Source organism: Microvirga sp. GN3 (assembly GCF_055792825.1).
The window spans coordinates 82,932-94,836 of record NZ_JBVVAK010000016.1 but is presented as its reverse complement, the minus strand read 5'-3'; the positions used below and the strand labels follow the sequence as shown (position 1 = coordinate 94,836).

Below are 11,905 nucleotides of genomic sequence, written 5' to 3'. Positions count from 1 at the left end.
GCTTTTTTTAACACATCGCGCTCCATGCGCGTGCGATCGAGTTCACGGCGCAGACGGGCAATCTCCGCCGCCTGATCAGCCGGAGAGGCCAGAGGCGCGGAGCCGGCCTTCGCGACGTTCGAACCAGCCCGTGATCGAGGAGGGCCGCCATTCACAACCGCCCGCCAGTTGCGCAGCATCGAAGGGGAGATCCCCAACTCGGTTGCGATCTGCATCAAGGGGCGACCGCTGCTCTCCAAAAGGGCAACAGCCTCTCGCTTGAACTCCGGGGTGAAGTCTCGCCTCGTCTTCGTCATCGAACACCCTCCCGCTCCCTCAGGAGCTTAGCAAAGGTGTCCACCAATGCGAGGGAGGATCAGTAGCTGTCAGCTGCTCCCTGCGCGAACCTTTGGTCGCTGGTGGCGCCACGGCCTGGCTTCCTCCAGATCGCGTGCGACACGGACTAGCGTGGCCTCGTCGCCAAAGCGACCGACGATCTGAATACCGATCGGCAACCCGCTGGCGCTCTGCCCTAATGGCAAGGACACCGAGGGTTGCCCGGTGACATTGAAAACCCCAGTGTACTGACAAATCGCCGTATCCCCTTCCGCGTACTCCTCTGTGGAGATAGTCGGGTTCATCGCAGAATAGATGCCACCATGCGGCGGGGCCACGATTGGCATTGTGGGAGTTAGCAGAATGTCGAAGGCATCGATCGCCTCGCCCACGCGGAAACGCAGTTTCTGGAGGGCCTTCTGTAAGTCCTCACCGCGGGAGAGAGGCAAATCACGGGCATATTCATACCGCTTGAGGTTGACCGGCTCCAAGGTGTCCGCGCTGATAGTCCGCCCCATAGCACGCGCCGCCTCTTCGAGCCAGCGAACGGTGCTCGACGGGGCGATATACATATTGCGGTACTCGACGGGCTCAAATGGCGGCTCGATGTCCGTTACCGTGTGCCCCATTTCCTCGAGAAGCGTGGCCGTGGACTCAACAGCGTGCAGCACTTCCGGCTCGAGCTTGACCGCACCCCAACTGGTTCTCGCGATCCCAACCCGAAGATGCCCGGTGGGCTGTGAGAGTTCCTCCGCATAAGGACGGTTCGGCTGGACGATGATAAATGGATCGCCAGGATGGGATCCGGAGAAGACGTCGAGGGCAGCGGCCATGTCGCGCACTGTACGACATAGAACAAACATTCGGCTACGACCAAACAATGCGTCCTGATTGTTCGGGCCGCCGGAAACACGTCCTCGGGACGGGTTCAGCCCGACAAGGCCACACCAGGATGCTGGGATGCGATTTGACCCGCCGCCATCGCTGCCATGGGCAATGGGAGTTATGCCAGCGGCCACCGCAGCTGCTGCTCCCCCTGAGGATCCTCCCGCGGAGCGTTCTAGATCCCATGGATTGCGGGTGATGCCGTTGAGAATGGATTCGGTCATCACGGTCGACCCAAGCTCCGGCGTTGCTGTTCTTCCTAGGGTCCGAAGCCCGGCCTCGCGCGCGCGACGAAAGAAATAGCTGTCGGTCTTGGGACGATAGCCTTTGAATAGACGGCTTCCATTTTCTTGCAGGCGGCCAGCTTCGCTAGCCCCGATATCCTTGCGAAGGAAAGGCACGCCTTGGAATAGCCCTCCGTCCGCGCCCGCAACAGTCTCAGCATCCTCGTAGAATTCGATGACGGCATTGATGCGTGGATTGACCTCATCGTGCGCCGCACGGGCTAGCCGCGTCAACTCCAAGGCCGTCACTTCGCCCTTTCTCACGAGTGTCGCCAATCCGGTAGCGTCGTGATCGACGTATTCACTTAATTTCATCTTAGCTATGTCCTTACTTGGCGAGTTCATTCAGATCGATGCTCGCATGGCTGGCATCAGTAACCGCAAGCTCAAACCCGGCATGATGGACCCCGACATTGCGCACGCCGGCTTTGCATTCCCGCTGGAGGCGCTCGAGATCTACTGCCCGGATATGGCAACGGATGACATGGCCGGGTTCCGCTTCAATCAGCGGGGGCTCGGTCGTCTCACAAATTGCGCCGATCTTTCGCGGACATCGACTCTGGAAGGGGCATCCTGAAGGCGGATTAGCCGCGGAGGGAATTTCCCCAGACAGCCGAATGCGGGAGCTCTGGGTGCCATCGAGGGTGGGGACCGCGGAGAGGAGTGCCTCGGTATAAGGGTGGTTTGGTCCTTCGAATACGCGCTCCGACGGCCCCATCTCCATAACCCGTCCGAGATAAAGCACAGCTATTCGGTCGGAAAGATAGCGCACGACACCAAGATCGTGAGAGATGAAGACGTAGCTGACAGCGCGGGCTGCCTGGAGCTCGGCGAGAAGGTTCAGGATCGCGGCCTGGACCGATACGTCGAGCGCCGAGGTAGGTTCGTCGCAGACCACGATACGAGGATCGCCGGCGAAGCTTCGCGCGATGGCCACCCGCTGCTTGAGGCCGCCGGAAAGCTGGCGCGGGCGGAGAGCCAGGTGCCTGTGCGTCAAGCGGACCGCCGCCACAAGCGCATCGAGGCGATTAGACAAGTCCGCACCTCGAAAGCCGCCGAGCTTGCGCAACGCGCGGCCAATAATGCGCGAGACGGAATGGGAGCGGTTCAGCGCCGAGTCCGGGTTTTGAAAGACGATCTGCACCGCCTTCACCTCTTCATCCTGGCGTCGGTCGAGACTGGCGGCGAGGGGCTTACCGTCGAGCTCGATGGTCCCGCCGGGATCGGGCGGCACCAAGCCCAGCAGCATTCGGGCGAGTGTGGTCTTGCCGGAGCCGGACTCGCCGACCAGACCCAATGTTTCCCCAGGCAGCAGGCTGAGCGAGACGTCGGCAACCGCACGAATCGCATGGCCGCCCTGCCCGTAAGTCTTTGAGAGATTGCTAACCCGGAGTACCGGCTCGGCCCCCGCTGCAGGCTTCGGTACCACCACATCGACGGGTGTGCTGCGCGGAAGCTCAGCCGCCCGCTCCGGGTAATGGCAACGCACTTGCCGGCCGCCGGCATCCCGCAGTTCCGGAGTATCCGTCCGGCACCGGTCGTCGGCGAGCGCACAGCGGTCAGCAAAGGGGCAGCCTAGTATCAGCGCGCCGGGCGTGGGCAGGAAGCCTGGAATGGTGTCGAGGTGTCCGTGGTCCTTCCGCTGCCCGCCTCGCGGTAAACATCGCAGAAGCGCCACAGTGTAGGGATGACGCGGTGAACCCAAGATCTCCTGCGTTGGCCCTTCCTCCACTAGCGTTCCCGCATAGAGAACGCCGACGCGGTCGCACATCTTCGCCACCACGGCGAGGTTGTGGCTGATAAACAGGATAGAGGTGCCAAGCTCGCGCCGGAGATCGGTGATGAGATCGAGAACCTCGGCCTCCACCGTCGCGTCAAGGCCTGTCGTGGGCTCGTCGAGGATCAGCATCGTCGGATCGCTCGCCAGCGCCATGGCGATCGCCACTCGCTGCTGCATCCCGCCTGAAAGCTGATGCGGATAGCGCTGCATGACCGAGCCGGGATCGGCGATCCGCACTTTTTTCAGCATTTCGAGCGCACGAGCTTCGCGATCAGCCGGCCGAACGCCCCCGACTTCAAATACCTCGACCAACTGCCGTCCCACCTTCAGCGAAGGGTTCAGGGCTTTCCCAGGGTCTTGATAGACCATTGAGACCTTTTTTGCCCGCATGCTCCTAAGGGCCTCGGGCCCGAGCCGCATCACGTCCGCACCGTCGAGCATGACCGACCCGCCGGTGATTCTGCCGTTTCGCGGCAGGTAGCGCACAACCGTCAGCGCCACAGTGGACTTGCCGCAGCCGCTTTCGCCGACCAGCCCATAGGCCTCACCCGGCGCTATCTTCAGAGTAACCTCGCGCAACACCGCGCGATCCCGCCCGCCGGCACGATAGGCAACCGAGAGTCGGTCCAGATGCAATGCTGGTTTAGCCATCAATCGCTCCATGCAATCCGTCGGCCGCCAAATTCACCCCGACGACGAGACTTGCGATGGCTAACGCATCGAACAGTACTGTCCACCAATAACCCCCGCTGATCATTGAGTAGTTGGTCGCAATCGACAGCCCCCAATCCGGCGAGGGCGGCTGCAGGCCGAATCCGATAAAGCTTAGGGTGGCGACGGCGAAGATCGCGTAACCGAGTCGCACGGTGGATTCAACGAGGATAGGAGGGAGTATGTTGGGTAGGATTTCAATGAACATGATATGTACAGCATTCTCGCGGCGAAGCGTGGCGGCGGCGACGTAATCAAGTTCCCGCTCCGACAGGACTGCGGAGCGGACGGTGCGGGCTATAACGGGTCCGAAGGACAGGCCGATGACGATGACCACCGTCGTCACGGAGGTGCCGAGCGCGACGATCGCGAGGAGCGTCACGATGATCGACGGGATGGCCATCTTCGCCTCGATCAGGCGAGAGACGACGTCATCGACGAGGCCTCGGAAATAGCCGGTAAGAAGACCGAGCACGGTGCCCACGACCGTTGCTAGGATCGTCGCGAGAAGTGCCACTGCGAGAATGTCGCGCGAGCCGACGATGACGCGGGAAAAGATGTCGCGGCCGAGCTGTTCGGTCCCAAACCAGTGTTCTGTCGAGGGCGGCCCGAGCGCGTTCAGGATGTCCTCCGCCAACGGGTCGTAGGGCACGAAATGGCGGCCGAAGAGGGCGCAAATTACCCAGAAAAGCACAATGGTCATTCCGCAGAGGAAGGTGCCAGAGTGCAAAAGCGCCGCGAGAACCTCATGGCGCCGACTACTGGGTGCAGCGGCGGCGATGTCTGTCATTGGCTGTCCCCCATGCGAATGCGTGGGTTAAGAAGGGAGTAGAGGAGATCGGCAAACAATGTCGCCACGGCATAGGTGATGCCAATGACCAGCACGCACGCCTGCAGCATCGGGAAATCCTTGCCACTGGCTGCGCTATAGATCAGTGACCCGATCCCTTGGTAGCGGAACAACGTTTCCACCACCAGAAGACCGCCGATAAGGTAGCCGGTCTGGGAGGCAACAACCGTGATCGTCGGCAGCAGAGCATTCCTGAGCACGTGCCGCCAGATGACTCGGGACCAGGGCAGGCCCTTCAAGACGGCGGTGCGGGTGTAATCCGATTCGAGCGCTTCGATCATGCCCGCGCGGGCCATACGGGCAATGTACCCGAACAGAAGGAGCACAAGCGGGATAGCGGGCAGGATCAGGTAATAGAGCTGGGTCAAGGGTCCCGCGCCATCCGGCCAAGTGGCGGAGATTGGCAGCCACCGCAGCCCGATGCCGAAAATCAGGATCAGTACGATGCTAGTGACGAACTCCGGCAGCACGGCCGCCGAAAGTCCGCAGAGGCTGATAATGCGGTCAAGTGGCCGGTTCACTTTCAATGCAGCCACCACCCCGCCGAAGATACCGAGCGGCACGACGAGAAGGAAGGCGACCGCCGCAAGCTTAAGCGAATTGCCGAGCGCTGAGACGACGAAGGTGGCAACGGGAGCACGATAGATGTATGACTGGCCCATGTCGCCTTGAAGAAAGTGCCAGATCCACGCGCCGTACTGCACTAGGAGCGGTCGATCGAGGCCGAGTTCGCGGTTCAGTGCATCGACCGCCTGCTGATCGGCGAGTGGACCAAGGATAGTTCGGCCAACGTTGCCAGGTAGAACTTGCCCGAGAAAGAACACGAGCAAGCTCAGTACAAAGAGTGTGACCAACGAAAAGGCGAAGCGCCGGGCAAGGAAGCGGATCATCAGGTCTGCTATGATAAGTTTGCGAAATAGCAATAGTTCGGCGGGCCGGTTCGTCCGGCTCCGCCGAGCCGGCGTTATGCCTTTCCTGCACCCTGCAGGAAGAGCTGCCCCATGGCCGTCGGCTGGACACCGACGATGCCCTTCTTAACCGCGGTTAGGTGATCGTAGAAATAGCCGTAGAGCATCGGCGTTTCTTCCAGCAGTAGACGCTGGATTTTGCCCGCGGTTGCCCGCTGCGCCTCGAGATCGAGCGCTGCGAAGTAGCTCTTGGCCAGCGTGTCGTATTCGTTGTTGTTGAAGCGCGATGCGTTCCAGGTACCGTTGCTCATCAGCATCGCAGTGAGAAAAACGTTCGGCACACCGCGGTGGCCAAAATCGGCGATGCTCAAGGTAGAGTCGAGCCAGGGAGATTTGCCGGGGACTACATCGCCGTAAAAGGAGGTCCGGTCCATGATATTGAGCTCAAGGTTAACGCCGATCTCCTTGACCCAACTCTGGATGAGCTGCGCATAGGCGGGAATTTCGAGATATTGCGGAGCCGTGAGAGTCACCTGGAAGCCGTTCTCCATCCCAGCTGCCTTCAACAGTTCTTTCGCCTTGCGGATGTCCTGCTTGCGCTGGGGTTGGGTCGGATCGGTCGAGGGATAGACCGCGGCGAACGGGCTGTCGTTGCCGATCGCCGCGCGGCCTTTCATCAGGCCTGTCACGAGCTTCTCGCGATCGAGACACAGCGCCAGCGCCTGGCGAACACGCGGATCCTTGAACGGACCCGTGTCGCATTTCATGTGGACTGGCTGATGCGCAGTAGACCTTATGCTCATTACATTGACTGCCGGATCGTTCAGCAGTGCAACGCCGCCAAGCGCGGGAAGCTTAGTGATGATGTCGACCTGCCCCGCCTGCATCGCGAGAATTTGCGGCTGAGTATCCTTGTAGAAGGTGAATTCTAGCCTCTCCGGCAGCGCCTTCGGTCCCCAGTAATTGTCATTGCGCACAAAACGCGCTCCGACATTCGTAGTGAAGCTCTCGTTCTTGAACGGGCCTGTGCCGTCCCAGGACTGCTCGTAATTGCCAGCATAGCTCGCCGGCAGGATGATTGAATTGAGATTGTCGGACGACACCAAGTAAGGGAAATTACCATTCGGAACGTCGAGATGGAATTCGACCGTGTAGTCGTCCACCTTCCGGGTACCGCCCTTCTGCAGGATGCCCTTGAAGACTGTGAGCGCGTTTGAGGCATTCTTCGGATCGGCGAGCCGGTCCATGGTGGCGACGACATCATCAGCCTTCATCTCGCCGCCAGAATGGAACTTGACACCCTTGCGCAGCGTGAAGGTCCAGACGCTACCGTCTGGATTGGGCTTCCAGCTTGTCGCAAGACAAGGTACGAGCACAAGGTCCGGGCCGTCGATGCAGAGGTATTCTCCTACCTGCTGGAACATCAGGAGTGCCCCAGGGCTGCCTGCCGAGACGGGGTCGATCGCGGTCGCTGGCGTCGGGGACGCGACCCTAATTGTGGCACCCGGCTGAGCGGCAGCCTGCGCAATTGAAGGTGCTGCGCCAAATCCCGCTGCCAGTGTAACTCGCCCAAGAAAGGGCAATGACAGTCCAAGCAAACTGCCGTGCCGCATAAACTCTCGTCGACTCAGGCGACCATCGATGTAACCGTCGACCAGGTGGTTCTCAATAGATGTCAGCCCGGAGCGAAGGCCGTCGAGCAGGCCCACTTTTCTGGTCATGACTATTTCCCTCTTTCTGTTAGCAACTTTATAACTTGCCGATTTTGTGCCTCCTTCATCGTGGCACACTCCGCTGGTGAGTCCCGTCCTTTTTCAAGGCTTTTAGGCCGCGAAGCTGCAAAGAATCCGGCTAATTGTACGGTTTATGCTCTCATGACGAGCAACCTCTTTTCAGCCGTGGGGGAATGTCGAGATACGGGCAGTGTAGTTGTAGCCAACAGATGTATTCGCTGCTGCTTCCCGGCCCTAGACCATGCTGCCCTGCAGCCGGACGGCTGTTACATCAGATTGGAGCGATCCGATTGTAAGGCAATCCCATTGTGGGCTACACTTGGGCGCATGTGGTCGAAATGGTACTCAGGTCCTAGGTACTGCCGGGATTTACGTCGGCGTCGGGTGCGCTTACGCCGGTGACGCTCGCGGGCACGCTGCTGATGCCGCCGACGCCACCCGGACCAGTGCTCGACCGCATCAACTGAAGGTGGTCGCTCCCAGACCAGACGCCGCACCTCGGGCTCGGTGAACGGCAACGGCCGCGCGGCCTGCACGAGGGGGCTTCTCCCCCGATGGTGTGCTTTCGCACGATCGTCAGATACGCATGCGCTAGCACGGACAAGGTGATGTGCCGATACCAGCCCGTCCACGCGCGCACCTCGTACTGATCGAGGCCGGCCTCACCTTTCGCCTCCTCAAAGCAGCTCTCAATCCGCCAGCGCTGGCCCGCAATCCGCACCAGCTCGGCCAGCGACATCTCCTCCGGCGAACGGGTGTCTGGATGCGAGACCTCCTTGGTGTGAGCGACGACTTGGAGGGCCTGGGGAAGTGCTCCGGGATCGGGCGGCTTGAAGCGCCGGTTGGCCAGCTTCGGCTCGGCGGCCAGGCGGCTGCGCACAACCTCATCCGGTGATCGCCCCTTCAACACGCGCTGCCGTCTCCTGTTGTAGGCTTGGTTGAAGCCCTTGAGCAGCGTCTCCAGATCACGATGGCTATAGATCGTGATGCCCAGCACCTCGCGCTGCACCCGACCGTTGAAGCGCTCGGCCAGGCCATTCGTTTGCGGCGTGTAGGGCTTGGTCGTGCGGTGCTGCACCTTGAGCTTGCGGCAGGCCTCCTCGAAGCCATCGGCCGTAAAGCATGAGCCGCGGTCGGTGAGCACGTGGGTGATCTGGAACGGGCATGTCGCCACGACTTCCTTGAGGAAGGCGATCGCGCTTGTTGCCAGCTCGTCATCTTTGACGGCCAGGTGCACCCAACGCGAGCAGCGGTCGATGGCGACATACAGGTACCGTTTGCGGCGCTCGCCGTTGGCGGTCTGCAGCTTGGGCAGGTGCTTGATGTCCAGATGCACGAAGCCAAGATCGTAGTCTTTGAACGTGCCGCTCTCCCGCTTGCGGTGATGAGCGGGCGGTAGGCGGCCCAGCCCTTCAGCTTTGAGGATGCGGTAGACAGCATCGCGGTTGAGATGCGGCAGAAAGTGCGTGACGATGAAGGTGAGGTCATCGAGCGGAAAGCCGGTCGAGCGGCGCAGAGCGCAGACGATCGCCCGCTCTTCCTCGGTGGCTTTCCAGGGTAGCTTGTGCGGCCGGCTGGACCGATCCTGGCAGTCTTCAGCTCCGCGCTTGCGCTACTTGCGGACCGTCGGTGCTCGCACTGAAGCGCTGGGCCAGCACGCCCGTAGGCTCGGCCGAGCGGGCAATCTCCTGGCGGACGGCCGGGGTGGTGCGGGCTGGGGGTCGATGGACAGCATCACGTCCTCCCGCGGTGAGGGGACGGGCGCCCCATGCCATCGAAGCGCCAAGTATATTCCTCAATTGCCCAACGCACCTGATCCCAACAACGTTCCGCTACCAAACACCTAGTACTACAGCCGGGTTTGCGCGTTGTCTTAGACACGGAGGTGTCGCGCCATGACGCATGCAAGCGAGGCCCACCGCTGGGCCGATCAGTTGGATGATCTCGTCGCCCGGATTGCTCCCCGGTTCAGCCGCATCGAACCACGCCGCCGCGCCCGGGCCTATCTGCAGGGCCTGCTCTCGCCGCTCAAGCGTAAGAACGGCTGGCACCTGGCCGAAGCGGCCGGCGATGCCAGTCCTGATCTTCCCCCGATTGCGCGGACACCGGGTTAGTTCATTTTCCGCTCGGCTTGTTCGGGTGTGAGATACCCGAGGGCTGAGTGAATGCGCTGCCGATTATAGTAGCTCTCGATATAGCCGAACAGGTCCCGTCGCGCCTCCTCGCGGGTCGTCCAGCGACGCTGATGAACCAGCTCCACCTTCAGGGAATGGAAGAACGACTCCATCGGGGCGTTGTCATAGCAGCAGCCCGTCCGGCTCATGGACGCCTTGGCATCCATCGTAGCAAGCTGCCGGGCATACGCCTCAGCCGCGTATTGGGCGGATTCAAACGGTCGTCGCAACATGGAATCTGTTGACCTCCCGCAGCCATTCGTCAAGCGCCTCTGCAGGGGTTTTCCAGCCCAGCGTCTTTCTCGGCCTTGAGTTGAGGGCGGCCGCCACGGCAGCGATCTCCTCGGCGCTGCGCACGCTCAGATCGGTGCCTTTCGGGAAGTACTGGCGCAGCAGCCCGTTCGTGTTCTCGTTGGTACCACGCTGCCATGGGCTTTGCGGATCGCAGAAGTAGACCTGGACGCCCGCATCAATCTTGAGACGGGCATGCTGAGCCATCTCGGCACCCTGATCCCAGGTCAGTGATCGGCGCAGCTCTTCGGGTAAGGTGACGATGGTGCGTGTGATTGCGTCGCGTACAGCCTCTGCCCCATGGCCAGCCAGCGCAGGCCCGTTCTTGATGCGCGGCCAATCACCGTGGCCTGCCAAACGGGGAAGATGAAGCAGCATCGTAAAGCGGGTTGTGCGCTCGACCAGAGTGCCGATCGCCGAGCTGCCAAGGCCCAGGATAAGGTCTCCTTCCCAATGACCTGGCACCGCCCGATCGGCCGCTTCGGCAGGACGCTGGCTGATCATGATCTCAGGCGCGACAAAACTCTTGCCGCGCCTGCGGACCCGCGCCCTCGGTACCCGCAGCACCCGCCCGGTTCGCAAGCAGGCCGTGAGTTCACGGCGCAGCGCTCCTTTGCCTTGGACGAAGAGGGCCTGATAGATCGCTTCGTGACTGATACGCATGGTCTCGTCGTCCGGGAAGTCAATCGGCAGGCGTTGGGCAATCTGCTCCGGGCTCCAGGCTCTGGCCCATCGCCGATCTTGCCGCTGGCCATGCCGGCGGGCCTTCCAGGCGACGGCAGGACCGGGAATGGGAGCGCCGCTTGGAGCGACGACGACGCCAGCCAACCTCTCCTCGACATAAGTGCGCAAGGTCGCGTTGAGGGCAAGCTTCGTCGGCTTCGGGCGCCGGGCTGATCGCTCGGCATGCCACTGGGCGGTCGTTGCACGGTACTCCAGTCCGCCGCTGCGGGTGGCTGCATTGCGCCGTAGCTCACGGGAGATCGTCGAGGCGGATCGGCCGAGCCGGCGCCCGATCTCCTGCATGGAACGGCCCTGGACCCGAAGAAGCGCAATCTCCTCTCGCTCCAGCAGCGACAGGTATCGCCCGGAAAGGGACTTGGCCGAGGATCTGAACATCGCCGGGGGCATGCCACCTGCCTTTCGGAACCATCTGTATCCTACAGGTTGTGACACACCGGCCTCGACCGCAGCATCCTCGCTGCTCATTCCCCTTGCAATCGCCAGCCAGAACCGGCGTCGTTCATCGCGTCCCGCCACAGGTGGCCGGCCCGGTGACGGTAGCGGGGCTCGCCCAGACCGATCCGACCGCCGCTTTCGAATGCTCATCACAACCTCCTCCTTCACGGTGTTGCGACGACCGTTTGAATCCGCCTTGGCTTCCACGATCCGAATGGTGAATAAGACCGGGGCCTGGTCGCTGCCGCTGGGCCGCCATGATCAGAGCTCCGAGGGTCAGCTCCGTGCGCATGTGATCGCGCATTGACCAGCCCACCACTTTTCGGGTCGCCAGATCCAGCACCGCGGCGAGATACAGCCAGCCCTCACCAGTCGGAATATAGGTCATGTCGGCCAGCCAGATCCGGTTCGGCTCGAAGACAGTGAACGTCTGCTGGAGCAGATTGGGCGCAATCGGCAGCTGATGACGACTGTCTGTCGTTGCAGGCCGGAAGCGCCGACGGGCCAGAGCGCGAATGCCATGCCGGCGCATCAGTCGCTCGATCCGTCCGCGGCTGACCCGGTAGCCTTCTGCTCTCAAGGCTGCGTGCATCCTCGGGCTGCCATAGCGGCCCTGATGCTGATCATGGAGCCGATGCACCTCTTGCAGCAGGCCGCGGTTGGCGAGGGCTCTTTGGCTCTCCGGCCGGGACTCCAGAGCCGGTCGCCGATAATACGCACCGCGAGGGCCGGCCTCTCGGTTTCTCGGGAGCGGTTGGCGCCGGACGACGTTCTCCACGTAGCCGAGGTACTAGT

7 protein-coding genes and 5 pseudogenes are annotated in these 11,905 nt (G+C 61.8%); 1 reads left to right on the top strand and 11 read right to left on the bottom strand.

Features of this window, described 5'->3' with window-relative positions:
* The 8 genes and pseudogenes from ACS5Q1_RS10775 to ACS5Q1_RS10740 form a co-directional block, all read right to left on the bottom strand.
* The coding region (locus ACS5Q1_RS10775) for a transposase (protein WP_473098157.1) at positions 1 to 296 on the bottom strand (296 nt) is incomplete at its 3' end.
* Positions 297 to 365: 69 nt separating this feature from the next.
* Positions 366 to 1,799: an amidase gene (locus ACS5Q1_RS10770; RefSeq protein ID WP_473098156.1), complete on the bottom strand. Its 1,434-nt coding sequence runs from the start codon at positions 1,797 to 1,799 to the stop codon at positions 366 to 368.
* A 13-nt stretch (positions 1,800 to 1,812) separates the two neighbouring features.
* Positions 1,813 to 3,915 (bottom strand): ABC transporter ATP-binding protein, encoded by a 2,103-nt coding sequence (locus tag ACS5Q1_RS10765; protein ID WP_473098155.1) that lies wholly within the window; start codon positions 3,913 to 3,915, stop codon positions 1,813 to 1,815.
* Positions 3,908 to 4,765, bottom strand: coding sequence for an ABC transporter permease (locus tag ACS5Q1_RS10760; protein ID WP_473098154.1), 858 nt, complete (start codon positions 4,763 to 4,765; stop codon positions 3,908 to 3,910). Before ACS5Q1_RS10760 ends, ACS5Q1_RS10765 begins: the two co-directional genes overlap by 8 nt.
* Positions 4,762 to 5,715: an ABC transporter permease gene (locus tag ACS5Q1_RS10755; RefSeq protein ID WP_473098152.1), complete on the bottom strand. Its 954-nt coding sequence runs from the start codon at positions 5,713 to 5,715 to the stop codon at positions 4,762 to 4,764. The genes ACS5Q1_RS10760 and ACS5Q1_RS10755 overlap by 4 nt, the downstream gene beginning before the upstream one ends.
* 74 nt (positions 5,716 to 5,789) lie before the next feature.
* Positions 5,790 to 7,454, bottom strand: coding sequence for an ABC transporter substrate-binding protein (locus ACS5Q1_RS10750; RefSeq protein WP_473098163.1), 1,665 nt, complete (start codon positions 7,452 to 7,454; stop codon positions 5,790 to 5,792).
* Positions 7,455 to 8,019: 565 nt separating this feature from the next.
* A pseudogene (locus ACS5Q1_RS10745) lies at positions 8,020 to 8,202 on the bottom strand (IS701 family transposase); the annotation flags it as partial.
* A 21-nt stretch (positions 8,203 to 8,223) separates the two neighbouring features.
* Positions 8,224 to 9,241, bottom strand: a pseudogene (locus ACS5Q1_RS10740) (IS481 family transposase); the annotation flags it as partial.
* 120 nt (positions 9,242 to 9,361) lie between these two features.
* Between ACS5Q1_RS10740 and ACS5Q1_RS10735 the strand changes: the two are divergent.
* Positions 9,362 to 9,550, top strand: a pseudogene (locus ACS5Q1_RS10735) (IS701 family transposase); the annotation flags it as partial.
* A 26-nt stretch (positions 9,551 to 9,576) separates the two neighbouring features.
* Here the strand turns inward: ACS5Q1_RS10735 and ACS5Q1_RS10730 are convergent.
* From ACS5Q1_RS10730 to ACS5Q1_RS10720, 3 genes and pseudogenes are all read right to left on the bottom strand, one after another.
* Positions 9,577 to 9,849: pseudogene (locus ACS5Q1_RS10730) on the bottom strand (IS3 family transposase); the annotation flags it as partial.
* Positions 9,850 to 9,853: 4 nt separating this feature from the next.
* On the bottom strand, positions 9,854 to 11,260 hold the full coding sequence (locus ACS5Q1_RS10725) for an IS30 family transposase (RefSeq protein ID WP_473098151.1): 1,407 nt from the start codon (positions 11,258 to 11,260) through the stop codon (positions 9,854 to 9,856).
* 46 nt (positions 11,261 to 11,306) lie between these two features.
* A pseudogene (locus ACS5Q1_RS10720) lies at positions 11,307 to 11,905 on the bottom strand (IS3 family transposase); the annotation flags it as partial.